Here is a 25,230-nt window from a genome sequence, read left to right on the forward strand (position 1 = left end):
CTCCTAGGCCCACTTGGCCTGGAGGAGGTTGATGCCGGGGTACGGCTGTGCCCTTATCCCGGTGAGCTGCTGGGGGTTCCATGCCGTCATCAGCTCGTTGTGGACGACCGGGTAGAGCACGGCCTGCTCGGCGACGACGTCGATGTAGTCCTGCACGATCGTCTTCTTCTTCTCGGCGTCCGGCTCCCGGGTCGCCCGGTCCATGTCCTTGAAGAGCGCCTTGGCGATCGAGTTGTCGGCCCACCGCGTGTACTGCATCCACAGGTTCTCGGGGCCGTAGTTGTAGTGCATGATCAGGTCGGCGTCGAGGCCGAACTGGTTGGGGTTCGATGCGGCGGCGACCACCTGGTAGTCCTGCTTCTGGTCCATCTTGGTGAAGACGGCCGTCGTCTCCTGCGGGGAGAGGGTGGTCTTGACGCCGATCGCGTCCCAGGACGCCTTGACGGTCGGCAGACAGTCGACGATCCAGCTCACGTTGACGGCCAGGATCTCGATCTTCAGCCCGCTGACCCCGGCCTCCTTCAGCAGCGCCTTCGCCTTGTCGGGGTCGTAGTCGTAGACGCTCTTCGCGCGCCGGTAGCTGGGGTTGGCCTCGTTGAGGAAGGACGACGCCGGCTTCCCGTGCCCCTTGAGGGCGACCTCGATCATCTTCCCGGTGTCGATGGCGTAGTGCAGCGCCTGGCGGACGCGTACGTCGTCGAAGGGCTTGTGCTTGGTGTTGAACATCAGGAAGAGGTTGTTCATCCCGGCGCCGCCCGCCACCGTCAGCCCGCCGCCCTCCAACTGCCCGATGTTGGCGTACGGGATGTTGTCGGCGATCTGCGCACCCGCACTGGCACCCGAGATCCTGGCCACGCGCGGCGCCGCGTCCACGATCGTCAGCCAGTTCATCTTCTTGAAGGCCGCCTTGCGCGGGCCGTTGTAGTCGGGATACGCCTCGAAGGTGGTGTTGGACTTCGGGTGGTGCGCGGTCTGCCGGTACGGCCCCGAGCCGATCGCCTTGCCCGCGATGGCGTCCTCCCAGCCGCCCGGCTGGGAGAAGACGTGCTTCGGCATGATCTTGGCCAGGGTGAGCCGCGAAATCCCGTCCGGGAAGGGGAACTTGAGGACCAGCTCGACGTTCTGCGCGTCGATCTTGCGGACTTCCTTCAGCCAGCTCGCGAAGAAGCCCTTCGCGAGGGTCTGGGTCTTCGGGTCGAGGATCCGGTCGAAGACGAAGACCACGTCGTCGGCCGTGACCGGCTTGCCGTCGTGGAACTTCGCGCCCGCCCGCAGGGTGAACTTCCAGGTCGTGGCGTTGGGGTCGGCCGGCACCTGGGTCGCGAGCGCGGCGTACGGCTCCCGCGAGATCGGGTCGGTGTCCAGCAGCCCCTCGTAGATGTGGTTGTTGGCGGCCATGCAGAAGGCGGACGCGGTCTGGGTCGGGTCCCAGCTGCCGTCGTTGCCGTAGCCGATGACCGCCGTCAGCGTGCGGTTCCGGCCACCGCCTCCGCCGGTCTCGTTCGTGGACTGGGGCCCCGACGAACAGGCCGACAGCGACGCGGAGACGGCGGCGGCCGCGCCCAGCGCGCCGGTGTACTTCAGGAACGACCGGCGGTGCAGCGCCGGCACGTCGTGGGTCACGTCGCGCACGGGTCCTCCAGCGGTGGGGTGGTGTGCTCCGGCGATGGATGGTGTGAGGAGATACGACGTCCTACGTCCTGACGGTCAGCGCGACCATAGGTGGGGTGATGGGGGCGGTCAAGGGATCTCACACGAATGGCGCATCTGCCACAGGTCGGACCAATGGCGCTGTGAAATGGCGCGAGTTGACCCCCCGTCAGGGGCCGTTCGGGCAGACATGGGACGTGGGACGTCCGGGTGCGCGTACGATGCGCCGCATGCCCGGGCAGCCCAGGAACAGCCGTACGTCCGAGGAGTCCAGGAACAGCCGGATCCAGCGGCAGGTCATGCAGCTGATCATCGACCGCAGGCTCCAGGCGGGCGCGCTGCTGCCCACGGAGGCGGAGCTGATGGAGGACCTCGGCGTCAGCCGCAACTCCGTCCGTGAGGCGCTCAAGGCGCTCCAGGCCCTCGACATCGTGGAGATCCGGCACGGCTACGGGACGTATGTCGGCCAGGCCTCGCTCACTCCGCTGATCGACGGGCTGACGTTCCGGACGCTCGCCCGGCACGACCACGACGACTCGGCGGCGCTGGCCGAGATCCTTCAGGTGCGGGAGGTGCTGGAGGAGGGGCTGATCCGGCGGGTCGCGGCGACGGTGACCGAGGCCGAGCTGGATCGGCTGGAGGCGGTCGTGGGGCGGATGGAGGCGGCCGGTCGGGCGGGGCGGGCCTTTCCCGACCTCGACCGCGCATTCCATGAGCTGCTGTACGCGTCTCTCGGCAATGACCTCGTGCCGCAGCTGCTTGCCGCCTTCTGGACGGTCTTCCGACGGGTGTCCGGAGCCCGGGGCCGGCCCGACGATCCCTCGCCCGACCTCACGGCCGGCCGGCACCGGGACATCGTGACGGCGCTGCGGGCCCGTGACGTGGAGGGGGCGCAGCGGGCGATGGCGGTGCATTTCCGGGGGATCGCGGCGCGGGCGGGGCAGGAGTCGCGGGAGGCCGGCTGAAACGCCGGACGGGCTGGATTGCCGGGCTCGATGAAAATCATCCTGACCGGTCAGGAATCGAGAAGCGCCCGCAACCGCACGCGGCTAGCGTGACCGCCATGGACATCAGCATTCACGCCAGTTTTCTCCCGCACGACGACCCCGAGGCCTCCCTCGCCTTCTACCGGGACGCGCTCGGCTTCGAGGTCCGTACCGATGTCGGTCAGGACAAGATGCGCTGGATCACGGTCGGCCCCGCCGGCCAGCCCGGTACGTCCATCCTCCTCGCACCCCCCACCGCCGACCCCGGTGTCACCGAGGACGAGCGCCGCGTGATCGCCGAGATGATGGCCAAGGGCACTTACGGCTGGATCCTGCTGGCCACCGCGAACGTCGACGACACGTTCGAGAAGGTGCAGGCCAGCGGCGCCGAGGTCGTCCAGGAGCCGACCGACCAGCCGTACGGCATCCGCGACTGCGCGTTCCGCGACCCGGCGGGCAACCTGATCCGTATCCAGGAGCGGGGCTGAGGCCCGGCCCGCTCGGCCCGCCCCTCACCCCTTGCCCCTGCCTCCCGCCCTTGCCGGCAGCGTTCCCGACCGAGTTGCAGATGGAGACCTCACGATGACCGAGCCGCACGTTGCCGACAGCCACGACCTGATCCGCGTGCACGGGGCGCGCGAGAACAACCTCAAGGACGTCAGCATCGAGATCCCGAAGCGCCGCCTGACGGTGTTCACCGGCGTCTCCGGCTCCGGCAAGAGCTCGCTGGTGTTCGACACGATCGCCGCGGAGTCGCAGCGGCTGATCAACGAGACCTACAGCGCGTTCCTCCAGGGCTTCATGCCCAACAACGCGAGGCCCGAGGTCGACGTCCTCGACGGGCTGACCACCGCGATCACCGTCGACCAGCAGCGCATGGGCTCCGACCCCCGCTCCACCGTCGGCACCGCCACCGACGCCAACGCGATGCTGCGCATCCTCTTCAGCCGGCTCGGCAAACCGCACATCGGGCCGCCCGCCGCGTACTCCTTCAACGTCGCCTCGGTCTCCGCGAGCGGCGGGTTCACCATCGACCGGGGTGCCGACAAGACGAAGACCGAGAAGGTCAGCTTCAGCCGCACGGGCGGCATGTGCACGCACTGCGAGGGCCGGGGCAAGGTCTCCGACATCGACCTCACGCAGCTGTTCGACGACTCGAAGTCGCTCTCCGAGGGCCCCTTCACCATCCCCACCTACACCGGGGACGGCTGGGTCGTCCGGGTCATCGCCGAGTCGGGGTTCTTCGACAAGGAGAAGCCGATCCGGAAGTACACCAAGAAGGAGCGGCACGACTTCCTCTACCGCGAGCCGACCAAGGTCAAGATCAACGGGGTCAACCTCACCTACGAAGGGCTGATCCCGAAGCTCCAGAAGACCTTCCTGTCCAAGGACCGCGAATCGATGCAGCCGCACATCCGGGCCTTCGTGGACCGGGCGGTCACCTTCGCCCGCTGTCCCGACTGCGACGGCACCCGGCTCAGCGAACTGGCCCGCTCCTCGAAGATCGGCAAGATCAACATCGCCGACGCCTGCGCCATGGAGATCCGTGACCTGGCCGAATGGGCCCGCGGGCTCAAGGAGCCGTCGGTTGCGCCGCTGCTCGCCAAGCTCCGGCACACCCTGGACTCCTTCGTGGAGATCGGCCTCGGCTACCTCTCGCTCGACCGCGCCTCCGGCACCCTCTCCGGCGGCGAGGCGCAGCGCACCAAGATGATCCGCCACCTCGGCTCCTCGCTCACCGACGTCACATACGTCTTCGACGAGCCCACCATCGGCCTGCACCCGCACGACATCCAGCGCATGAACAACCTGCTCCTGCGGCTGCGGGACAAGGGCAACACCGTGCTCGTCGTCGAGCACAAGCCGGAGACCATCGCCATCGCCGACCACGTCGTCGACCTCGGCCCCGGCGCCGGCACGGCAGGCGGCACCGTGTGCTTCGAGGGCACGCTGGAGGGGCTGCGCAAGAGTGACACCGTCACCGGGCGGCACCTCGACGACCGGGCGACCCTGAAGGACACGGTCCGCAAGGCCACCGGCACGCTCGCGATCCGCGGCGCCGGCGCGAACAACCTCCAGGACGTCGACGTCGACATCCCGCTCGGCGTGCTGACCGTCGTCACCGGCGTCGCCGGCTCCGGCAAGAGCTCGCTCGTGCACGGCTCGATCCCCGCCGACGAGGGCGTGGTGTCGGTCGACCAGACCCCGATCCGCGGCTCCAGGCGCAGCAACCCGGCGACGTACACCGGCCTGGCGGACCCGATCCGCAAGGCCTTCGCCAAGGTCAATGGCGTGAAGCCGGCCCTGTTCAGCGCCAACTCCGAGGGCGCCTGCCCCACCTGCAACGGCGCCGGTGTCATCTACACCGATCTGGCCATCATGCAGAGCGTCGCCACCACCTGCGAGGACTGCGAGGGCAAGCGGTTCGACGCGTCGGTGCTGGAGTACCACCTCGGCGGCCGCGACATCAGCGAGGTGCTCGCGATGTCGGTGACCGAGGCCGAGGAGTTCTTCCGCGCCGGCGAGGCGCGGATCCCCGCCGCGCACAAGATCGTCGAGCGGATGGCGGACGTCGGACTCGGCTACCTCACCCTCGGCCAGCCGCTGACCACGCTGTCCGGCGGTGAGCGGCAGCGGCTGAAGCTGGCCACGCACATGGGGGACAAGGGCGGCGTCTACGTCCTCGACGAGCCGACCACCGGCCTCCACCTCGCCGACGTCCAGCAGCTGCTCGGCCTGCTCGACCGGCTCGTCGACTCCGGCAAGTCGGTCATCGTCATCGAGCACCACCAGGCCGTCATGGCACACGCGGACTGGATCATCGACCTCGGCCCCGGTGCCGGTCACGACGGTGGCCGGATCGTCTTCGAGGGCACCCCCGCCGACCTCGTCGCCGACGGCTCGACCCTCACGGGCGAGCACCTCGCGGCCTACGTCGGCGGCTGACCCGCGATGTGCTTCTGGACGGGCCGGGACCTGGCCCGCGAGAATGTGCGTGTGCGATCGAACTCGACGTCCGAGGAACAGCGGCTGCGGAACCTCGCGCTGCTGCGCCGGGTCCGCGACCGGATGGACCGGGAGTACGCCCAGCCGCTGGACGTCGAGGCGCTCGCGCGCGGCGTGCACATGTCGGCCGGGCACCTCAGCCGCGAGTTCAAGCTCGCCTATGGCGAGTCCCCGTACGGCTACCTGATGACGCGGCGGATCGAGCGCGCTATGGCGTTGCTGCGCCGCGGCGGCCTCAGTGTCACCGAGGTGTGCTTCGCGGTCGGCTGTTCGTCGCTGGGCACCTTCAGCACGCGCTTCACGGAACTGGTCGGCATGACGCCCAGCGCCTACCGGCGGCAGGCGGCGGACGAGACGGCGGGGATTCCGTCGTGCGTGGCGAAACAGGTGACCAGGCCGCTGCGGAACCGGGAAGTGCCGTTCAGCCGGGCGGCGGCGGTCGCCGGTAGGGCACCGGTCGGCAGCTCGGCGCAGCCGCAGGCGTCCTGACGGGCCGGGGGTGCCGCACCCGGTGCGGCACCCCCGGCCCGTCACACTGACCAGCGCGGCGACTCAGGTGAGCGCCTCCGCCAGCAGCCTGGCCGTCCCGGCCACCAGGGCGTCGTCCCACGCGGCGTCCTGGGCGGGCTTCGTGGACAGGACGGCGAGGACGAGCGGGGTGCCGTCGGGGGTCCAGGCGAGGCCGACGTTGTTGGTGGTGCCGTAGGATCCCGACCCCGTCTTGTCCGCGATCGTCCAGGTCGGGGGCAGACCCGCGCGGAAGCGTTTGCCGCTGGTCGTGTTGCTCAGCAGCCAGTGCGTGAGGAGCTCGCGGTCGGCGCGGTTCAGGGCGTTGTCGTCGAGGACCAGGCGGGCGTAGGTCCGGCCGATCGCGCGGGGGCTCGTGGTGTCCGTGACCCGCCACGGCTCGGCCGAGTTCAGCTCCGGCTCCCAGCGGTCGAGGCGCGTCACCGGGTCGCCGAGGGAGCGGGCGAAGCGGGTGACGGCGGTGGGGCCGCCGAGTTCGCGCAGGAGGAGGTTGGCGGCGCCGTTGTCGCTGTAGGTGATGGCGACCTCGCACAGTTCGGCGACCGTCATGCCCGTGGCGAGGTTCTCCCTGGTCTTGTCGGAGCCCTCCTTCGTCAGGTCGGCCTCCGTGTAGTGGATGCGGTGGCGCAGGAACTCGCCGTCGCGGTCGAGGTCGCGCACGACGGCCGCGGACGACAGGGTCTTGAACACCGAGCACATCGGGAAGAGCTCGTCGGCGCGGTGCCGGACGGTCCGCCTGGTGGCGAGGTTGTGCCCGAACACGCCCAGGCGGGCGCCGTGTTGCCGCTCCAGCGCGCGCAGGCGGCCGGTCACCTCGGTGCCGCCGGTGGCGTGTGCGGAGGTGCTCGCGAGCAGGGCGCCCGCGGTGGCGGCGGTGCCGGCCGTGAGGAGGGTGCGTCGGGTCATCGGGGAGTGGGCGGAGACTCGGATCGTGCTCTCCTTCGCTCGTGGGTCGTCGACGATCTCTTCATTGATCGACGCCGCCCGTCATCCCTTGGTTGCGACGCCGTAGACCATCGGCCGACGGCATAGACCATCGGCCGACGGCGCGCCCGGCCCGCGCTCGCCACAGTGGCCGTATGGAGAACACCAAGGGGATCAGCAGGGCACGGTTTCTGGCCGGTGCGGCGGCCGTCGGGCTGGCGGGGGCGGTACTGCCCGCCGGGCCGGCAGCGGCGACCGGGCGAGGGCACGGGCACCGCGGTCTGAAGCACCGGGGCGTCGTCTACACCGTCGGCGCCGACGAGACACCCGGCACCGCGTGGAGCGCCGCCCGGATGCGCGGGGACGTCCGGGTGATCCGCGACGACCTGCACGCCGACACCATCGACGTCACCGGCGACGGCGTCGATCGCCTCACCGCCACGGCCGCCGAGGCCGCCGAACGCGGGCTGCACGTCTGGCTCCAGCCGACCCTCGGCGATGTGCCGGAGCGGGAGATCCTGGACAGCATCGCCGAGTGCGGCCGGTTCGCGGAGCGGCTGCGCCGGCAGGGCGCGAGCGTCGACTTCAGCGTGGGCTGCGAGTTCTGGCTGTTCGTGCCGGGGATCATCCCCGGCGCGACGGTCCTGGAGCGCGTCGACAACCTCCAGAAGGGCAACGTCGACATGGCGAAGATGCAGCGCCGCCTGGCCCGCTTCACGGCGAAGGCCGCCGCCGTCGGCCGCTCCGTCTTCCACGGCCGGCTCAGCTACGCCGCCGCCCAGGACGAGGAGTTCGAACCGGTCGACTGGAACCTCTTCGACGTCGTCGGCATCGACTACTACTCGTACTTCCGCCAACCGACCGACTACGTCCGCGAGCTGCGCCGCCATCTGCGCTGGGGCAAGCCCCTGGCCATCACCGAGTTCGGCACGTGCGCGTACGTCGGGGCGCCCGAGGCGGGCGGCATGGGCTGGGACATCGTCGACTACACGAAGGAGCCCAACGAGATCAAGGGCGACCCGGTGCGCAGCGAGCGCACCCAGGCCGCCTACCTGGTCGATCTGCTGGAGGTCTTCGAGTCGATGGGCCTGTACGCGGCGATGGCCTTCGAGTTCGTCACCGCGGACGCCCCGCACCGCCCCGACAACCCGCGCTACGACCTCGACCTGGCGAGCTACGGCATCACCAAGGCCATCAAGGACCGCCCCGACGACCCCTCCTCCACCTGGCACTGGGAACCGAAGGAGGCGTTCCACGCGGTGGCCCGGCAGTACGGCCGACGGGCGGGGACCGGCCGCCGGGGTGACCATGGCTGAGGAGGTGCGCGTGTATGGATTGGACCCTTGAGCTGATCGGTGTGCCGGTCACGGACCTGGACCGGGCCAAGAGTTTCTACAAGGACCAGTGCGGTTTCAACGTCGACATCGACGCGCCGTTCTTCGACGGCGCACGCTTCATCCAGCTCACCCCGCCCGGTTCCCGCTGCTCCATCGTGCTGGAGGCCGGAATGCCGGACGCCCCGGGCCAGTCCCGGATGGCGCCCGGCTCGCTCCGGGGCCTTCAGCTCTGTGTCACGGACATCGAGGCGGCAAGGGCGGAGCTGGTGGAGCGCGGGATCGACGTGACGCCGGTGATGCATGTGGGCGCGTCCGGCTGGGCGGAGGGCCGGGGCGAGGTGAAATGGACCTCGTTCCTCTTCTTCCAGGACCCCGACGGCAACGGCTGGGCGGTCCAGGAGGCCCCGGCCCCCCTCACCGAACGCTGACCTACTTGCAGTACGTGTCCCGGGGCGGACGTTCGCCGGTCGCCAGGAACCGCGAGACGGTCGCGTCGCCGCACGCGTTGCCGTTGTCCAGGTAGGCGCCATGGCCGGTGGAATTCACGGTGACCATGACGGCCCGCCGGCCGAGGGCCTCGCGCATCTTCAGGGCGCCGCTCAGCGGTGTGGCCACGTCCCGCTCGTTCTGGATCAGCAGGACGTTGGACGGCCCCCGGTCGGTCACCCGCGGCGGCGCCTCCTTCGGCTGCCACGGCCACGCGGCGCAGACCATCGCGTTCCTCGGCATGCCCGCGGTGAGCGGATACTTCGCGCGGCTCTCGGCGACACCCTTCTCGTACACCGCGGCCGACCGCGGCCAGGCGGCGTCGTTGCAGATGGTCGCGGCGCCGACGGCGGTGTAGTTCTGCAGCAGCGCCTCCGGCGGGCTCTCCGGCGCGGGCGGCAGCGTGCCCTTGCCGGCGGCCAGCATCAGCTTGGCCGCCACCGGGTAGTCCTCGGGGTCGTACAGGCTGTCCAGCATCGTCTGGCGCAGGCCGTTGCCGTCCAGCTCTGCCGGGTTGGCGCCGGGCCAGGGAAGGGGCTCGCGGTCCAGGCGCGCGGCGAGGGCGAGGAACCGCGAGCGCACCTCGGCCGGTGTGCCGGCGACGCGGTTCGGGTTGCCCGGCCGGGACGCCCACTTGGCGAACTCGGGGAAGTTGTCCTCGACGCCCGCCTCGAACGACTCCAGCCAGGCACGCTCCGCCCGTACGGGGTCGGGGTTGTCGTTGCTGTCCAGCACGATGCGGTCCGTGCGGTGCGGGAACAGCTCGGCGAAGGTGGCGCCGATGTAGGTGCCGTACGAGTCGCCCCAGGCGGACAGCTTGCGTTCGCCGAGCGCGGCTCGGATGCTGTCGATGTCGCGGGCGTTGTTCCTGGTGCTGATGTGCCTCATCAGCTCGCCGCCGCTGCGGGCGCAGGCGTCCGAGATGCGCCGTGCGGTGGCCATGTTCTCGGTGACGGAGCCGTCCGGGGCCGGCCAGGGGCGCAGCGCCGTGCGCGCGAGGTCACGGTGCTCCACGTCGCAACTCACCGGCGTCGACGGGGCGTTGCCGCGCGGGGCGAACCCGATCAGGTCGTAGGTGTCGCGCACCTTCTGCGGCAGCCTCTGCCCCTTGTCCGAGGGCTCGCCCAGGCTGTCGCCGCCCGGCCCGCCGGCGATCAGCAGCAGCGCGCCCCGGCGGGCGGCCGGGTTCTCGCTTTGGATACGGGAGACGGCGATGTCAATTTTCGGGCCGCCGGGGTCGGAGTAGTCCATCGGGACGGCGAGGGTCGCGCACTGCTGGCGCGGATCGAGCCCCTCGCCCTCGCACTTGGTCCACTTCAGCGACGCGGGCGAGCCGGTGGCGGACGCGGTCAGCGGGGTGACGAGCCCGAAGACGACTCCGGAGGCGGCTGCGATCAGGGCGGCACTCTTCGCGATCTGCTTCATGCACAGCAGCCTGACGGACCTTCACGGAGCGTCACATCCGGGCAACTCCCGTATCTTCCCTGGGGATTACCTCCCGTATCTCTCCTGGGGTTTACCCCCATACGACCACCAGGGCCTGTTGCGAAAGTGGCGCCTGCCGCGCGACGCCCGGCACGCGCTCTCCCCGCACCGCCCGAAAGCCCGAGTACGCCCAGTACGAGGACTTCCGGGCGGCACGCCGAGAGCACGCACCGGACGCCGCGCGGCCGCCCTTCGGGCGACGACGCCACTTTCACAACAGGCCCTGGGCCAGCCCCAGCACCATGATGAGCCGGTCCTCCCCGGGCCCCAGATAGTCCCTGCGCACCCCGCCCTCGGCCGCGAACCCCAGGGTCCGGTACAGCATGATCGCCGCCGCGTTCGCCGGCTCCACGGTCAGCCGCACCTCGTGCACCCGCTCCCGGCGCAACTGCCGCAGCACCTCCAGCATCAGCCGTTTGCCCAGCCCCCGGCCGCGCTGGTCGGCGCTGACGGCCAGGCTCAGGACCCAGCACACATAGCCGTCGAAGGTGGTGACGAAGAGGACGTAGCCGTGCAGACAGTCCCCGTCGTCGAGGACGAGGATGCGGTCGCCGTGGACGTCGAAGTGCTGGCGCAGTACGAAGTAGGGGTACGGCTCCTCGGGGAACACCTCCCGGTCCACCCGCAGGAGCTCGGGCAGGTCCGCCTCGGTGACCCCTCGTGTCGTCAGTGGCCGATCGCTGCTGCCGGCGAAGAGCGCCTGGTCGGAGCGGCGGCCCAGAACAGGGAAACGTTCCTCCGGCATGGCCATCGACTGCCCCCTATGTGATGGATTGGCGTCACTCATGCGGGTGAGCACCCGTTGCCTGCCGTTTCAGGTGCTCGGTTCGAGATCCGCCCATCTTGAGCAGGGCAATCCCGTGGTTCAAGAGTGCGTGATGCTTATGCCTCGACGCGCTCCCAGTGCGCCTTCTTTTGGTACCGTGAGTGAATGACCCAGAGATCGTCGGGGGACGTCCAGTTGAAGAACAAAGATGTGCGCTGGGCGGCGTTCGACCCGATCGCCTACGTTGATCACAACTACCGCGACTTACAGGCAGAGGACGCGGAGATCCTGCACATGATCCGGGATCATTTCGGCGATCATTTCCGGAAGCAGGGCTTCGGCCCGGTTTCCGGAATCGACGTAGGCGCCGGCGCCAATCTCTATCCCGCACTCGCCATGATGCCGTGGTGCGAGGAGATCACTCTCTTCGAGCGCTCGCCGTCCAACGTCCGGTACCTCTCCCGCCAGGCCGAGTCCTACGACCGGAACTGGGACCAGTTCTGGGAGGCCCTGTGCGAGCACGAGGCGTACAACTCCCTTGGTGCGGACCCGCGTGAGAGATTCCGCAAGGTCGTCTCCGTGGAGCAGGGCGACCTCTTCGACCTGGCGCGGTACGAGCGCCGGTGGTCCATGGGGACCATGTTCTTCGTCGCCGAGTCGATGACCACGTCCCACCAGGAGTTCTCGCTCGGCGTCGAGCGTTTCATGCGGGCCCTCGCCCCCGGCGCCCCCTTCGCGGCCGCCTTCATGGAACATTCCAGGGGCTATCACGCCGGTGAGCATTTCTTCCCGGCCTGTGACGTGGGAGAATCCGAGGTGCGCGCGAGCCTTGAGGCATTCGCGGGCGACTTCAAGGTTCAGCGACTCGAATCCGCGGCCGAGGTGCGCGACGGATATTCGGGAATGATCGTCGCCTACGGCTGGCGAAATTCGGACGCGCTCATTCCGATCGGCTGATCGGTGGAGCTTCACAACAGCACAGCGATATTCCTCTAGTGATGGCAGTGCGGTCTGTGTGAGGGGCAGGGAATGCAGATCAAGCCACGCCAGCATCTGCTGGACATCTGGCAGGCGGTAGCCCGCCACTCTTTCGACGGGGGAGAGTGGGAGTGGGGCGAGTGGGGCAACGAGAGCAGCGTGGCCGACGCCGAGCGGCTGCTCTGCCTGTTGTACCCGGCCACCGAGATCCCCGCCTTCCGGCTGGACGACCCGGACACCACACAGGAGGACGTCCAGCAGGTCCTGAAGCGGGCCGGCGGACGGCTGGAGGTCCCGGCCAACCTCGTCACCGCCATGGCCGACTTCATGCGGGCGCACACCGGCGAGGACAAGAGGCCCACCTTCGCCGGGGGCTACTACTTCGGCTCCGCCGACAAGGCCAGGGAAGTCACCGAGGAACAGCGCCAACTCGGCGTCGTCGACTCGTTCTCCATGTCGATCACCCTGTGCCTCGCCACGCTGGGCTTCCTCAAGATCTACGAGACCAGGACCCGGCGCAGTGACGTCAAGGAGACCATCGCCGAGCTGCGCCTGGCCACCAGCAACCGGCTCACCGCCGCCATGGTGAGCCTGCTGCGCTCCTTCACCGTCAACGTCTTCGACGTCGACGCCTCCCAGGGCCGTACGCTCTGCGAACTCCTCGGCCAGGGACGGCTGTCGCAGCGGCAGGTGCTCAGCAAGTTCCAGAATCGTTTCCGTTCGCTGCGCGCGGCGATCAACGAGAGCGTGTTCCTCGGCATCGACGTCCAGGAAGGCCTCAAGGACGAGAACCAGCTCTTCGAGTGCGGCTGGGCGTGGAGCATGGTGAAGGACGCTCCCGAGGTCGAGACCGACGAACCCATCGGGCCGCAGCCCGAGGGCGTCGCCAACGCGGTGCCGTACCTGTACTTCACCGTGGTCGCCCTCGACGGCATCCAGGACCTGTTCTCCGACCGCACCCTCACCCTCGGCCTGCTCAACACCGAGCAGCAGAAGCTCGCCGAGGCGCTGCGGCTGCGATGGGAGCTGACCCAGCAGTACTGGTCCCGCATCGCCCGCTTCGACGACGACCGCTGGCCCCTGGAGGACATTCCCTGGCGTACGACGGGACAGAAGCTGGAGTCCGAGTACTTCTCCCTGTCCGTCGCCGCCATCCTCGTGCACGACCTGATGCGGCGCCGGGCCACCGACGACGACCTGACCCGCACCGTCGGCATCATGGAGCGCCTCGCCGAGCGCGGCCGTATCACCAGCCGGATGACGCGCGACGACCCCATGGTCGAGGAACTGCACAACCTGGGCGTCGCCCTGCCGCTGCAGGGCAGCGAGCGGATCGGGCCGCCCATGACCTGGTCGATGACCGACTTCTCGGCGCAGCTGCTGAAGCGGACCGTCCAGCTGTGCACGCTGTCGCGCAGCCTCGCCTCGCACGACCGGCTGCTCAGGCTGGCCGAGGACATCTTCGACCACATGTGGTCGCGCCGCATCCGCGACGGCGAGGGCGTCGGCCTCTGGGACAACGTCCACGCCGCGTATCCCCAGGCGGAGATCCAGAAGCGGCGCGTGCCGGTGTCATGGAGCATCACCGAACGGGTCACCGAGGTGATGGTCCAGGCCCACGACATGTACCGGCAGCCACCGATCCGCAGCCTCGAACTGACCGAGCTGGCAAGGGCGTTGCTCAGCGAGTCCGCCCATCTGCTCGGCAACGAACAGATGGAACCCGCGCCCACGGACTCCGGCCGGCACGGAATGGAACTGCGGAACATCGAGGTCAAGTTGCGCCGAGCCCGCAGCCTCGTGGACGAACAGCCGGGTACGGCCTACGCGTTGACGCTCGACGTGTTGGGACAGCTCGACTCGCTCGCCCGGGCCCGCGAAGCCGCGGACCGGGGAGTGTGACACGGTGCTGATCTTCGCAGCCTCCGACAAAGGAGGCACCGGGCGCTCCGTCACGAGCGCCAACCTCGCCTATCACCGCGCGATGGCCGGGGACGACGTCTGCTATCTGGACTTCGACTTCGGCTCCCCGACCGCGGCGGCCGTCTTCGACGTGGGCGACGCCCGCCAGGCCACCGAGGACCGCGGTCTGCACGCCTACCTGATAGGAGAGGTCAGCGAACCGGCCCGGATCGACGTCTGGGCCGAGACCGAGCACCAGGTGCTGCGCTTCCCGCCCCCCGGCTGCGGCCGGCTCGTCCTGATGCCAGGCGACGTCAGCGGCGGCGAGTTCGCGACCAGCGACGACAACCTGCGCCGCTGCGTCGACCTGCTGATGAACCTGTACTACGAGTTCGACCTGGTCGTCGTCGACCTCAGCGCCGGCCGCTCCTACGCCGTCGACATGGTCCTTGAGGCCACCGCACAGCCCGAGATGAGCGAGGTCACGGCCCGCTGGCTGGTCTTCCACCGCTGGACCCGCCAGCATGTCGAGGCCGCCGCGAGCCTCGTCTTCGGCAAGCGCGGCATCGTCGCGGGCGGCGCCGACCGGGGCCACGACGAGGAGACGCTCCGCAACGCGATCCGCTTCGTACGGGCGGCCGTACCCGACCCGGAATCGCCGCTGTGGTCGCAGGTCTCGCCCACGCAGTCGGCGTGGATGCGCAAGACCGACGGCGACCTCAAGCAGCTCGCCTCCACGCACGGCATCGGCTACAGCCAGGTCCTCGGCTCGGTGCCGCTCGAACCGGTGCTGCAATGGCGTGAGCAGCTCATCACCGACGAGGACGTGCTCGACAGCCAGATCGCCAACCAGGAGACCTGGCAGGCACTGAGCCGGCTCGCCGGCCGTCTGACCGACGACAAGTACTGGGAGCAGGCGTGAGCGAAGCCGTGTTCCAGGAGACCACCGCCGAGCTGCGCACCCAGTCCGTGCCGCTGTCCCACCTCTCCCTGGAGCTGGGCCACCTCTACATGGAGGACTTCGAGGCGGGCCCCAAGCGGCTGGGCGAGCACTTCGCGGAGGTACGGGTGTGGGCGGACGCGGTGCGCGCCTCGGCCGCCCGCCGCAGCAAGCGGCCCCGCATCAGCACCTGCTTCCTGGTCGACGACTACTTCACCCGCTTCTCCACCCCGGCCGAGCTGATCCCGATGGTGCTGAAGGAGGCCGAGAGGGCCGGCCTCGTCATCGACTACCTCGCCCGCGAGTCGGCCTGCGCGGTCGCCGACCGGATCGAGCTCGCCGAGTCCGTCATGCACCGCCTCGTCGAGTCGCCGCCACCCGGCAGCTACGGCTCCCGCCCGCCCGTCAGCCAGACCGGCTGGCTCGCCAACGGCCAGCGCACCCCCTCGACGTCCCGCAGCGCCCTGGGCGCGGTCAAGGGCTGGGAGCCGCCCCAGGAGACCGCCGCCCGCAACCACTCCGTCTTCATGGACGTCGAGCTGTGGTCCGAGAAGGACGGCAAGCGGCTGTGGTCCTGCCCTTTCCTGGCCGCCGTGTGGCAACTGGCCCGGCTGGGGCTCTTACGGCACCTCGGTGAGCCCGTGCTGGAGGCCAAGGACTGGCAGGGCGAGGACTTCCCGCACGACTGGGACCGGCTGCCGCCGCTGGTCAGGCTCACCGACACCAAGGCGGCCTTCAGCGCCTACCGCACCTGCACCCTCATGCCGAACCGCTTCCTCGCCGTCGAGGACGCCGTGCGGCTCATCCTCGACCAGACGGACGTCGACGCGGGCGCGCTCCAGCAGGTCGCCAAGCGGTCCGCCGACGAGGGGATGGCGGTCCCGCCGGCGGTCGCACAGCGTGCCACGTACGTCTTCTACGAGGAGCCCGGCGACTCCTCCCGGCCCGAGGAGACCTGAGATGACGGCGGCCACCGGACAGCCGGCGCGTTCGGTCCTCGCCTGCGGTGAGGTGCGCACCTGTCTGCTGCCGTCGTTCCAGGCGCTCGACGCCCGGGCCGCCGCCCAGCTGCTCAGGCTGCGCGCCGACGTCCACGTCCGGGTCTCGGAACGGCCCAGCATGTACGTCCTGTCGCCCGAGGTCCTGACCGGCGTGGACTGCCGGCTGCCCGCCGCCAACGGCAGCAAGGTCCGGGGCGTCGGTACGGTGGCCGCCCGCGCGGCGCTGACCGAGGGCCGGCTGCTCCAGTCGACCGCGTACTTCAGCCTCCCGGCCGCCGGCCCCGACACACGGCGCCCCTGGGGGCAGTACCTCGTACGACCCGGCCTGGTCGAGCCGTTCGGCAAGCTGCCCCAACAGGCCACAGCGGAAGGCGTGTTGCGGGGCGCAGGGCGTGGCGAACTCGACCTCGGGATGATCTCCGAGGGCCTGCTCGCCCAGCTCCGCCGCCACGCGCTGCTGGACCGCCGGGTGCCCTTCAAGTCCAGCCCGACGCGGCTGCGTTGGGTCGCGCGGCGGATCCCGGCCGGTGAGCGGCCGTCCCTGGCGAACTTCACCGTCGCCGAGGGCGGGCTGCGGACCGTGGAGCTACTGCTTCCGGAGGACGTCCCGGCCTCCGCCGCGGCCGGTCTGTGCGAGGATCTCGCCCTGCACGACTGGCTTTTGACGACCGTTCAGCACATGCTGGACAACAACCGGATCGGCGCCATAGACGGACCCTCGGTGGTCGAGGCGCTGCATCCGGTCGTGGTTCATCTGCTGCATCTGTGGATGCCGCGCGCACACGTGGACCCCGCGCTGGGTCACCTGTGGGACGTGCTCGAAGAGAAACCGGGGTTCTCCCGTCAGTGGGAGAACCTGAGCCGGCGCATCAGAGATCGACTGGCCCTCCAGGCCGTGGCGGTGCCCCACCAGGCGCTCAGCACGCGCTGAGGGGCGGTACCGGAACCAGATAACGACGGGGGAGAGAAATGGGCGGAGCGTCATCGTTAGGAGCAGGTGGCAACGGGCAAGTGGTACCGCGCCAGGAACCGCGCATGCCCAAGATGTTCTGGCGGATCCTGATCACCGCCGGGGCGGCGGCCGGGGCCTTCCTGCTGACCAGCATCCTCAGTGAGGACGACGGGAACATCTGGCAGTGGGTGGCGTCCATCGTCATCGGCAGCGCGGCCCTGATCGTGCAGTACCTGATCGACTTCGGGGAGCGGTTCGAGAAGGTCGACCGGCGCTTCAACGAGATCCTCGCCGCCACGACGCTGTTCAGCCAGGTCGACGGTTCGGTGCTGCGCTCCGACGAGGTGACCCGGCTGGTCCTCGGCTACACCAAGGTCCGTGAGCAGGGCGGCGACATCATGCAGGCCTTCGCCGAGAAGGAACTGGGCCGGCTCGCCAAGATGATGGAAGGCCTCGGCAGCGGCAGCGCGGACTGCCCCGGCGAGAACCACGAGTGGCTGATCGACATCACCGACTGCGTCAAGATGACCCTCGACGCCACCAGCACCTCGGTGGACCGGGAGTTCTGGAGCAGCGGGCCCGCCGAGCGGTATCTCGCCGCGCAGGAGAAGGCGATCAAGCGGCGGGGCGTGGAGATCCGGCGGCTGTTCATCGTGCGGACCGAGGACGAGGTCACGCCGGAACTCAGAGCGCTGTGCGACGGCCATCGCAGGCGAGGTATCGATGCGCGTATCGCGGTGCGGTCGCTGATGCAGTCCAACCCCAGGGTGAGCGACTTCATCGTCTTCGACGGCGAACTCTGCCACGAGACCAAGCCGGACCAGGAGAACAACCCGGACAGCACGTTGCTGAACGCCGAGCCGGACCATATCGAGGACCACGTCACCCAGTTCACCGAGCTGTGGGCTGAGGCGGAGCGTCAGCAGACGGCTCCGCGGGTCACCGCAGAGACGTGAGGAACCCGCGCCAGGCGTGCGCGGGGATGAGGAGTACGGGGCTGTCCGAGGCGAGTTTGGTGTCTCGGACGGGGATGACACCGGGGACTCCGTCGGCGACCTCGACGCAGTTGCCGCCGTTGCCGTCGCTGTAGCTGCTCTTGCGCCAGCGGGCGGCGCCTGGGAAGTCGTACGCGACCTCGACGCAGTCCTCCCCGCCAGCGCCGCCGCTGTAGGTGCTCTTGCGCCACCGGGCGTTGCTCAGGTCGTACGCTCGCATCGTCTGTAGTCCTCCGCTGCTGACTCGATCAGGGCCAGGGAGTCCTCCCGCGACAGTGCGGTGGCCCTGAGGAGATCGTAATGCGCCTGGGTTCGCTTCACCACGGCCGGATCGTCCAGCAAAGTCCCCGAAAACACGCCTTCTGTATAGACAGTTGGCGGGGCGTCCTCGAAGTCCATGAGCTTCATCAACTTGCCCATCTGCGCGTGTGCCCCAGCCGCGAACGGCAGCACCTGAACCAGCGCCGTGCGCTCCCGCACCTGCGCCACGATCCGGTCTAGCTGGCGGGCCATGATCTCCCGGCTGCCGACCGGGACGCGAAGGCATGTCTCGTGGAGAACCGCCCAATACACGGGCCTTGTAGCGTCCTTGAGGATCCGAGCCCGATCCATGCGGCCTCTGACCAACTCCTCGATGTACTCGTCGGTAGCGAACGGATTGTTCGCCAGGAACACCCCCCGCGCGTACTCCGGCGCCTGAAGGAGCCCGGGCACTACCATCGGCGCGTACTCGCAGATCTCCGTCGCCAGCCGTTCCAGCTCCACCACATGCGCGAAGTACTCCGTATACGGCTGCTCCTTGATGAGCTTTCGCCAAAGGCGCTCGAAAATACCGTCGGTTTGCAGCGCCTCATCAATCCGCTGCGCGACATCCCTCTGCGGCTTCCGAATGGCCTGTTCGAATTGGCCGATGTATCCGCCGGAGACGAATACCCGAGCCCCTAACTCCACCTGGGTGAGCCCGGCGTCCTCCCTCCGCCGTTTCAACTCCGCACCGAAGAACTCCCAGGCCGCCTGCCGCGAACCGTTGGCCATGGCCAACCCCCTTGTACTGCCCCGCACTTGTAGGGCACAGACTCCTGCCGAGTGTAGGCGTCGCAGGTCACCATGGATGTGAAATGCGTGAAACCCAAATAGGAGGGGAGCAAGGTGTCGGCACGACACTCGGCGCACTGCGTCGAAGAAGCGGAGGAAGCAGTGAAGGAATTGCGGGCGGTGCTGGAGAAGGCAGGAATTACGCTTCCGACACTCCGGATCGATCCGGCGAGTCTTGCGCGTGAAGCCCCTTGCCCGCTCGTCGAATTGGGCCGGTGTTCGGTCGAGACCGCGCGGCGCCTCGCGGCGGTGTTGCGGTGAAGCCACCGATCGGGTCGTACGTCGTGGACACACGAAAGGGGAGGATCGGCGTCGTGATGGGACATGAGGGGCCGTACGTTCAGCTGAGACCGTACGGGGGCGGGAAGGAGTGGGACGCAGAGCCGGGCGCCGTACGCACGGCCACCCCCGCCGAGCGGCTGCGCGCGGCGACGGCGTACGCCAACGCACGCAGCCGGGGTGAGGTTCCTTGACGTAAGGGCGGGCCCGTAAAGTGCGGCGGCATGGGCTTGTGGAAGAGATGGAGGAGCCGGGGGCCGAAGACGTCCCGGCGCTATCCCGTGCCGCTCACCACGCACCAGCTGTGGATGGTGTCGCTGAGCGCGCCGGTGAGCCGGGACAGCGGCGCCTCGCGGAACACTCTTTACCCGTACACGCGGATCGACGACGACAGTGCCCGGCGCTGGCTGGCCGAACAGTGGGAGATCACCTCGCGCGAGGAGCTGGTCGACCGGCTCGACGACCTGTCCCGCACCGGGTACCGGGCGCGGGCGCTGCAGGTCACCGGTGTCGCGCCGCTCGCCTGGGACGCCGCGCTGTACGTCGACATCACCCGCCGTGGCTTCGGCTGCGGGCTGATCGACGAGCCGGACGCCTGGACCGCGCTGAAGAACATCGTGCCGGCGGTGGTGGGGACGTACGGCTCCTGGCAGGAGTACGCCGCTCACTATCTGCTCGGCCGGCAGGTCTGGCGGGACGGGCTGCGGGGAAGGGCGGAATCCGCCTCCGACCTCCCGGCTCCGCAAGCCACCGCCGACGTGCATCTGCGGTCGCTGCTGGACCCGGCGAATCGTTCCAGCCCTTGGAACCTCGCCCCCTGGGGCACCATCAGCCACCCGGACCGCCCCCGCTGACTCCGGGCGTACGAGAGAATGACCCCATGAGTCTGTTCCCCCGGCCGGAAGTCCACGGAGGCCCGCGATGAGCCTCTTCCGGGATGACGGCGTCGTCCTGCGCACCCAGAAGCTGGGCGAAGCGGACCGGATCATGCTGTGCTGCCCCGGGGGACAACCCCCGGGCCCCCGGCCGAAAGCCCGCGGGGGTGCGGAATGAGTCTTTTCCGGGATGACGGCATCGTCCTGCGGACACAGAAACTCGGCGAGGCCGACCGGATCATCACCCTGCTCACCCGTGGACACGGGCGGGTGCGGGCCGTGGCCCGGGGTGTGCGGCGGACGAAGTCCAAGTTCGGGGCCCGCCTCGAACCCTTCTCCCACGTCGACGTGCAGTTCTTCGCGCGGGGGAGCGAACTCATCGGGCGCGGGCTGCCGCTGTGCACGCAGAGCGAGACCATCGCTCCGTACGGCGGCGGGATCGTCAGCGACTACGCGCGCTACACCGCCGGGACGGCCATGCTGGAGACCGCGGAGCGGTTCACCGATCATGAGGGCGAGCCGGCCGTACAGCAGTACCTGCTGCTCGTCGGGGCCCTGCGCACCCTCTCCCGTGGCGAGCACGCCCCGAACCTCGTTCTCGACGCCTTCCTGCTGCGGTCGCTCGCCGTCAACGGCTACGCCCCCAGCTTCAGCGACTGCGCGAAGTGCGGTATGCCCGGTCCGAACCGTTTCTTCTCCGTGGGCTCCGGGGGCTCGGTCTGTGTCGACTGCCGGGTGCCCGGTAGCGTCGTACCGTCGCCGCAGACGCTCGAACTGCTCGCCGCGCTGCTTACGGGAGACTGGGAGTCGGCGGACGCCTGCGAGCCGCGGTACGTCCGGGAGGGCAGCGGGATCGTGTCCGCCTATCTGCACTGGCACCTGGAGCGCGGGCTGCGCTCGCTTCGGTACGTGGAAAAGTAGAGGGAGACGGAAAGCACATGGTTGTGAGTGGGTTCCTGGGGCGCCGGCGCCGCGAGTACAAGAAGCCGGAGCCGCATCCGTCCGGTGCCCGCGCGCCGAAGCTCCCCGGCGAACTGGTCGCCAACCATGTGGCGATCGTCATGGACGGGAACGGCCGCTGGGCGAAGGAGCGCGGGCTGCCGCGCACCGAGGGCCACAAGGTCGGTGCCGAGCGGGTGCTCGACGTCCTCCAAGGCGCGATCGAGATCGGCGTCGGCGCGATCTCCCTGTATGCCTTCTCCACCGAGAACTGGAAGCGGTCGCCGGACGAGGTGCGCTTCCTCATGAACTTCAACCGCGACTTCATCCGCAAGACCCGCGACCAGCTCGACGAGCTGGGCATCCGGGTGCGGTGGGTCGGCCGGATGCCCAAGCTGTGGAAGTCGGTCGCCAAGGAGCTGGAGATCTCCCAGGAGCAGACCAAGGACAACGACAAGCTGACCCTGTACTTCTGCATGAACTACGGCGGCCGGGCCGAGATCGCGGACGCCGCGCAGGCCCTCGCCGAGGACGTACGGGCCGGGCGGCTGGACCCGTCCAAGGTCACCGAGAAGACCTTCGCGAAGTACCTCTACTACCCGGACATGCCCGACGTGGACCTGTTCCTGCGCCCCAGCGGCGAGCAGCGCACATCCAACTACCTTCTCTGGCAGAGCGCTTACGCCGAGATGGTCTTCCAGGACGTCCTGTGGCCGGACTTCGACCGGCGTGACCTGTGGCGCGCCTGCGTGGAGTTCGCATCGCGCGACCGGCGGTTCGGCGGGGCGATCCCGAACGAGGAACTGCTGGCGATGGAGGGGCGGTCGGAGCCGGCAGACGGCTGACCGTACGCCCGGCGTCGGCGCGGGTGGGGGCGTGTCGCTCACCCGCGCTTGCGGGGGTGCCGCCTGCGCCCACCCGTGCCGCGCCCAGCGGCACGACTGCCCGCAGGCTGGGCCGACTTACTGAGCGGCCGCGCACTCCGCACACGTGCCGAAGATCTCCACCGTGTGCGCCACGTTCACGAAGCCGTGCTCGGCGGCGATGGCGTCCGCCCACTTCTCCACCGCGGGGCCCTCGACCTCGACGGCCTTGCCGCAGACGCGGCAGACGAGGTGGTGGTGGTGTTCGCCGGTAGAGCAGCGGCGGTAGACCGACTCGCCGTCGGAGGTGCGCAGGACATCGACCTCGCCGGCGTCGGCGAGGGACTGCAGGGTGCGGTAGACCGTGGTGAGCCCGACCGAGTCGCCCTTGTGCTTCAGCATGTCGTGGAGATCCTGGGCGCTGCGGAACTCGTCGACCTCGTCGAGGGCCGCCGCCACGGCGGCCCGCTGCCGAGTCGCGCGGCCCTTTACGGGCGGTCCAGCGGTCGTCACCGGTTGCCTCCTCACGTCTGCACTTGCCGGGCCATTGTGCCAGCCCGGACAGTCGGCAGTCAGACGCCGACCTTGCCGGTGGCATCCCGGCTGGCCGGAATCGTGCACTCCGCCGGATCGCCGGCGGGTTGCGCCGCGGCCAGCGCACGGGCCCTGCGGCGGGCCAGCGGGGTCGCCAGGGCGGTCAGCGCGATGAACGCGCCGATGGTCAGCAGCACGATCGTCGCGCCGGGCGGGACGTCCTGGTAGTACGACGTGACCGTGCCGCCGATCGTCACCGTGACCCCGATCGCGACGGCGATCGCGAACGTCGCCGCGAAGCTCCGGGTGAGCTGCTGGGCCGCCGCCACCGGCACCACCATTAGCGCGCTCACCAGCAGCAGCCCGACCACACGCATCGCGACCGTCACCGTCACCGCCGCGGTGATCGCCGTCAGCAGGTTGAGGGCGCGCACCGGAAGGCCCGTGACCCGTGCGAACTCCTCGTCCTGGCTCACCGCGAACAACTGGCGGCGCAGGCCGAGGGTGACCAGCACCACGAACGCGGCGAGCAGGATGATCGCCGTCACGTCCGACTCGCTCACCGTGGACAGGGAGCCGAAGAGGTACGAGGTCAGGTTGGCGTTCGAGCCGCCCGGCGCGAGGTTGATGAGCATCACGCCGCCGGCCATGCCCCCGTAGAAGAGCATGGCGAGGGCGATGTCGCCGCGGGTCTTGCCGTACCAGCGGATCAGCTCCATCAGCACCGCGCCGAGGACGGAGACCAGCGTCGCCATCCACACCGGCGACCAGGAGAGCAGGAAGCCGAGGCCGACGCCCGTCATCGCCACGTGGCCGATTCCGTCGCCCATCAGGGCCTGGCGGCGCTGGACGAGGTAGATCCCGACGGCGGGCGCGGTGATGCCGACCAGGACGGCGGCGAGCAGCGCCCGCTGCATGAAGTCGTAGTTCAGGAATTCCATCAGCTCAGCAGCCCCGTCCGGATCGGTTCGGCGTCGTGAGCCGCGTGCGGGTGTACGTGGTCGTGGCCGGGCAGCGCGTGCTGGCCGACGGCCTTCGGAGGCGGGCCGTCGTGCGTCACGCAGCCGTCGCGCAGGACCACCGCCCGGTCGATCAGGGGCTCCAGCGGGCCGAGTTCGTGCAGGACCAGCAGGACCGTCGAGCCGGCGGCGACCTGCTCCCTGAGCGTCTGCGCGAGCACCTCCTGGCTGGCCAGGTCCACGCCCGCCATCGGCTCGTCCATAATCAGCAGTTCGGGCGCGGAGGCCAGGGCGCGGGCGATCAGCACCCGCTGGTGCTGGCCGCCGGACAGGGCGCCCACCGAGTCCTTCGCCCGGTCCGTCATGCCGACGAGGTCCAGGGCGCGGCGTACGGCGGCGTGGTCGGCCTTGCGGAAGATGCCGAAGCGGGTGCGCGACAGGCGGCCCGAGGAGACGACCTCGCCGACCGTGGCGGGCACGCCACCCGCGGCCGTCGTGCGCTGCGGGACGTAACCCACCCGCGCCCAGTCGCGGAACCGGGCCCGCGGGGTGCCGAACAGCTCGATCTCGCCGGCGCTGACCGGCACCTGGCCGATGATGCTGCGCACGGCGGTCGACTTGCCCGAGCCGTTGGCCCCGAGCAGGGCGACGACCTCACCGCGGCCCACGGTGAGGTCGATGCCGCGCAGCACGGGGCGCGAGCCCAGCTCGGCGCGGATGCCGCGCAGCGAAATGACGGGCTCGGTCATGCCGTCCTCCGTAGGTTGGTCACTTGGCCCCCAGCGCGGTCTGCAGCGCCTTGAGGTTGGCCTCCATGACCTGGAAGTAGTCGTCGCCCTTGGACTTGTCGGTGATGCCTTCCAGCGGATCGAGAACGTCCGTCTTGAGGCCCGCGTCGTCGGCGAGGGTCTTCGCGGTCTTGTCGGACACCAGTGTCTCGTAGAACACGGTGGTCACGCCGTCGGCCTTGGCTTCCGTCTGGAGCTCCTTGATCCGGGCCGGGCTGGGCTCGCTGTCCGGGTCGACGCCGGAGATGGCCTCCTGGGTCAGGCCGTAGCGCTCCGCGAAGTAGCCGAAGGAGGCGTGGTTGGTGAAGAAGACCTTGGTCTCGGTGTTCTTGAGCCCGTCCGCGACCTGGGTGTTGAGGTCGTCGAGCTTCTTGACCAGCGCGTCGGTGTTCTTCTTGTAGTCGGCCGCGTGGTCCGGGTCGGCCTTCTCGAAGGCCGCGCCGACGCCCTTGGCGATCTCGGCGTACTTCACCGGGTCGAGCCAGACGTGCGGGTCGAGGGCGTGGCCCTCCTCCTCGGAGTGCTCCTCCTCGGAGTGCTCGCCCGCGTGCTCGTGCTCGACGTCGCCGTGGTCCTCCAGCTTGGTGAGCGTGGCAGCGTCGATCTTGGTCTTGAGGCCCGACTGCTCGATGGTCTCGTCGACGGACGGCTGGAGACCCTTGAGGTAGAGCGCCGCGTCGGAGTCCTCCAGCTGGGCCCGCTGCCGGGCGCTGATCTCCAGGTCGTGCGGCTCCTGGCCGGGTTCGGTCAGACTGGAGACGTTCGCATGGCTGCCGCCGATCTGCTCGGCGAGGAAGGCCATGGGGTAGAACGACGCGACGACGTCGAACTTGTCCGTGTTGCCCGCGGCCGCGCTGTCCGAGGAGCAGGCGGAGAGCGTGCCGATACCGAGAGCGGTGACGGCCGCCAGGGCAAGCCCGGATATGTGATGTCGTCGTACGTTCATGACAGTCATTTTCAGC

Annotated in this window: 27 protein-coding genes; 17 read left to right on the forward strand and 10 right to left on the reverse strand. The window is 69.5% G+C overall.

What is annotated here, in order from left to right:
• Positions 1–3: 3 nt before the first annotated feature.
• The gene (locus tag ACZ7L5_RS05515) at positions 4–1,632 is read right to left on the reverse strand and encodes an ABC transporter substrate-binding protein (protein ID WP_467480835.1); all 1,629 of its coding nucleotides are present in this window, start codon (positions 1,630–1,632) and stop codon (positions 4–6) included.
• A 239-nt stretch (positions 1,633–1,871) separates the two neighbouring features.
• Here ACZ7L5_RS05515 and ACZ7L5_RS05520 point away from each other — a divergent pair, with 239 nt between their 5' ends.
• The 4 genes from ACZ7L5_RS05520 to ACZ7L5_RS05535 all read left to right on the forward strand — a co-directional run bounded on the left by ACZ7L5_RS05520 (position 1,872) and on the right by ACZ7L5_RS05535 (position 6,131).
• Positions 1,872–2,615, forward strand: coding sequence for a FadR/GntR family transcriptional regulator (locus tag ACZ7L5_RS05520; protein ID WP_471514646.1), 744 nt, complete (start codon positions 1,872–1,874; stop codon positions 2,613–2,615).
• 98 nt (positions 2,616–2,713) lie between these two features.
• Complete coding sequence (locus tag ACZ7L5_RS05525) at positions 2,714–3,124, forward strand: VOC family protein (RefSeq protein WP_471514648.1); 411 nt, start codon at positions 2,714–2,716, stop codon at positions 3,122–3,124.
• Between the two features lie 94 nt (positions 3,125–3,218).
• Positions 3,219–5,582, forward strand: a complete 2,364-nt coding sequence (locus ACZ7L5_RS05530; RefSeq protein WP_471514650.1) for an ATP-binding cassette domain-containing protein — start codon at positions 3,219–3,221, stop codon at positions 5,580–5,582.
• 123 nt (positions 5,583–5,705) lie between these two features.
• Positions 5,706–6,131, forward strand: a complete 426-nt coding sequence (locus tag ACZ7L5_RS05535) for a helix-turn-helix transcriptional regulator (RefSeq protein WP_471515811.1) — start codon at positions 5,706–5,708, stop codon at positions 6,129–6,131.
• 63 nt (positions 6,132–6,194) lie between these two features.
• Here ACZ7L5_RS05535 and bla read toward each other — a convergent pair whose 3' ends face one another.
• Positions 6,195–7,076, reverse strand: a complete 882-nt coding sequence (gene bla, locus ACZ7L5_RS05540) for a class A beta-lactamase (protein ID WP_471514652.1) — start codon at positions 7,074–7,076, stop codon at positions 6,195–6,197.
• Between the two features lie 173 nt (positions 7,077–7,249).
• Here bla and ACZ7L5_RS05545 point away from each other — a divergent pair, with 173 nt between their 5' ends.
• Complete coding sequence (locus ACZ7L5_RS05545) at positions 7,250–8,410, forward strand: abortive phage infection protein (protein ID WP_471514653.1); 1,161 nt, start codon at positions 7,250–7,252, stop codon at positions 8,408–8,410.
• 14 nt (positions 8,411–8,424) lie between these two features.
• The gene (locus ACZ7L5_RS05550; RefSeq protein ID WP_363039996.1) at positions 8,425–8,859 is read left to right on the forward strand and encodes a VOC family protein; all 435 of its coding nucleotides are present in this window, start codon (positions 8,425–8,427) and stop codon (positions 8,857–8,859) included.
• 1 nt (position 8,860) lies between these two features.
• Here ACZ7L5_RS05550 and ACZ7L5_RS05555 read toward each other — a convergent pair whose 3' ends face one another.
• A complete protein-coding gene (locus ACZ7L5_RS05555) occupies positions 8,861–10,342 on the reverse strand; it encodes an alpha/beta hydrolase (protein ID WP_471514655.1) in 1,482 nt (493 codons plus the stop codon).
• Between the two features lie 271 nt (positions 10,343–10,613).
• Entirely contained in the window at positions 10,614–11,153 is a 540-nt protein-coding gene (locus ACZ7L5_RS05560) for a GNAT family N-acetyltransferase (protein WP_471514657.1), read from the reverse strand.
• 180 nt (positions 11,154–11,333) lie between these two features.
• Here ACZ7L5_RS05560 and ACZ7L5_RS05565 point away from each other — a divergent pair, with 180 nt between their 5' ends.
• The 6 genes from ACZ7L5_RS05565 (at position 11,334) to ACZ7L5_RS05590 (ending at position 17,897) form a co-directional block, all read left to right on the forward strand.
• Positions 11,334–12,125 carry an SCO2525 family SAM-dependent methyltransferase gene (locus tag ACZ7L5_RS05565; RefSeq protein WP_363051120.1) on the forward strand — a complete coding sequence of 264 codons (792 nt, stop codon included), beginning with the start codon at positions 11,334–11,336 and terminating at the stop codon, positions 12,123–12,125.
• Positions 12,126–12,197: 72 nt separating this feature from the next.
• A complete protein-coding gene (locus ACZ7L5_RS05570) occupies positions 12,198–14,048 on the forward strand; it encodes an SCO2524 family protein (RefSeq protein ID WP_471514660.1) in 1,851 nt (616 codons plus the stop codon).
• 4 nt (positions 14,049–14,052) lie between these two features.
• Positions 14,053–14,970, forward strand: coding sequence for an SCO2523 family variant P-loop protein (locus ACZ7L5_RS05575; RefSeq protein ID WP_328427759.1), 918 nt, complete (start codon positions 14,053–14,055; stop codon positions 14,968–14,970).
• The gene (locus ACZ7L5_RS05580; RefSeq protein ID WP_471514662.1) at positions 14,967–15,947 is read left to right on the forward strand and encodes an SCO2522 family protein; all 981 of its coding nucleotides are present in this window, start codon (positions 14,967–14,969) and stop codon (positions 15,945–15,947) included. Before ACZ7L5_RS05575 ends, ACZ7L5_RS05580 begins: the two co-directional genes overlap by 4 nt.
• A 1-nt stretch (position 15,948) precedes the next feature.
• Positions 15,949–16,920: an SCO2521 family protein gene (locus tag ACZ7L5_RS05585; RefSeq protein ID WP_471514664.1), complete on the forward strand. Its 972-nt coding sequence runs from the start codon at positions 15,949–15,951 to the stop codon at positions 16,918–16,920.
• Between the two features lie 104 nt (positions 16,921–17,024).
• On the forward strand, positions 17,025–17,897 hold the full coding sequence (locus ACZ7L5_RS05590; RefSeq protein ID WP_471514666.1) for a DUF6879 family protein: 873 nt from the start codon (positions 17,025–17,027) through the stop codon (positions 17,895–17,897).
• Here ACZ7L5_RS05590 and ACZ7L5_RS05595 read toward each other — a convergent pair.
• Both ACZ7L5_RS05595 and ACZ7L5_RS05600 read right to left on the reverse strand, forming a co-directional pair.
• On the reverse strand, positions 17,881–18,156 hold the full coding sequence (locus ACZ7L5_RS05595; RefSeq protein WP_471514668.1) for a DUF397 domain-containing protein: 276 nt from the start codon (positions 18,154–18,156) through the stop codon (positions 17,881–17,883). The two genes, ACZ7L5_RS05590 and ACZ7L5_RS05595, sit on opposite strands and share 17 nt — an antisense overlap.
• Positions 18,138–18,971: a helix-turn-helix domain-containing protein gene (locus ACZ7L5_RS05600; protein ID WP_471514670.1), complete on the reverse strand. Its 834-nt coding sequence runs from the start codon at positions 18,969–18,971 to the stop codon at positions 18,138–18,140. Before ACZ7L5_RS05600 ends, ACZ7L5_RS05595 begins: the two co-directional genes overlap by 19 nt.
• Positions 18,972–19,085: 114 nt before the next feature.
• Here ACZ7L5_RS05600 and ACZ7L5_RS05605 point away from each other — a divergent pair, with 114 nt between their 5' ends.
• The 5 genes from ACZ7L5_RS05605 (at position 19,086) to ACZ7L5_RS05625 (ending at position 21,969) form a co-directional block, all read left to right on the forward strand.
• Positions 19,086–19,292, forward strand: a complete 207-nt coding sequence (locus ACZ7L5_RS05605) for a hypothetical protein (RefSeq protein ID WP_471514672.1) — start codon at positions 19,086–19,088, stop codon at positions 19,290–19,292.
• A complete protein-coding gene (locus ACZ7L5_RS05610; protein WP_363051117.1) occupies positions 19,289–19,504 on the forward strand; it encodes a hypothetical protein in 216 nt (71 codons plus the stop codon). The genes ACZ7L5_RS05605 and ACZ7L5_RS05610 overlap by 4 nt, the downstream gene beginning before the upstream one ends.
• A 30-nt stretch (positions 19,505–19,534) precedes the next feature.
• A complete protein-coding gene (locus ACZ7L5_RS05615; RefSeq protein ID WP_471514674.1) occupies positions 19,535–20,164 on the forward strand; it encodes a DUF1266 domain-containing protein in 630 nt (209 codons plus the stop codon).
• Between the two features lie 195 nt (positions 20,165–20,359).
• Positions 20,360–21,106 (forward strand): DNA repair protein RecO, encoded by a 747-nt coding sequence (recO, locus tag ACZ7L5_RS05620; RefSeq protein ID WP_471514676.1) that lies wholly within the window; start codon positions 20,360–20,362, stop codon positions 21,104–21,106.
• 17 nt (positions 21,107–21,123) lie between these two features.
• On the forward strand, positions 21,124–21,969 hold the full coding sequence (locus ACZ7L5_RS05625) for an isoprenyl transferase (protein WP_471514678.1): 846 nt from the start codon (positions 21,124–21,126) through the stop codon (positions 21,967–21,969).
• Between the two features lie 117 nt (positions 21,970–22,086).
• Here ACZ7L5_RS05625 and ACZ7L5_RS05630 read toward each other — a convergent pair whose 3' ends face one another.
• From ACZ7L5_RS05630 to ACZ7L5_RS05645, 4 genes are read right to left on the reverse strand one after another with little or no spacing between them, the layout of a single operon-like run.
• Positions 22,087–22,500, reverse strand: a complete 414-nt coding sequence (locus ACZ7L5_RS05630; RefSeq protein ID WP_363040018.1) for a Fur family transcriptional regulator — start codon at positions 22,498–22,500, stop codon at positions 22,087–22,089.
• A gap of 59 nt (positions 22,501–22,559) precedes the next feature.
• Positions 22,560–23,462 (reverse strand): metal ABC transporter permease, encoded by a 903-nt coding sequence (locus ACZ7L5_RS05635; RefSeq protein ID WP_471514680.1) that lies wholly within the window; start codon positions 23,460–23,462, stop codon positions 22,560–22,562.
• Positions 23,462–24,229 (reverse strand): metal ABC transporter ATP-binding protein, encoded by a 768-nt coding sequence (locus tag ACZ7L5_RS05640; protein WP_471514682.1) that lies wholly within the window; start codon positions 24,227–24,229, stop codon positions 23,462–23,464. Before ACZ7L5_RS05640 ends, ACZ7L5_RS05635 begins: the two co-directional genes overlap by 1 nt.
• Before the next feature lie 19 nt (positions 24,230–24,248).
• Positions 24,249–25,214, reverse strand: a complete 966-nt coding sequence (locus ACZ7L5_RS05645) for a metal ABC transporter solute-binding protein, Zn/Mn family (protein ID WP_363040022.1) — start codon at positions 25,212–25,214, stop codon at positions 24,249–24,251.
• Between the last annotated feature and the right edge of the window lie 16 nt (positions 25,215–25,230).

Source organism: Streptomyces sp. NPDC107528 (assembly GCF_055639295.1).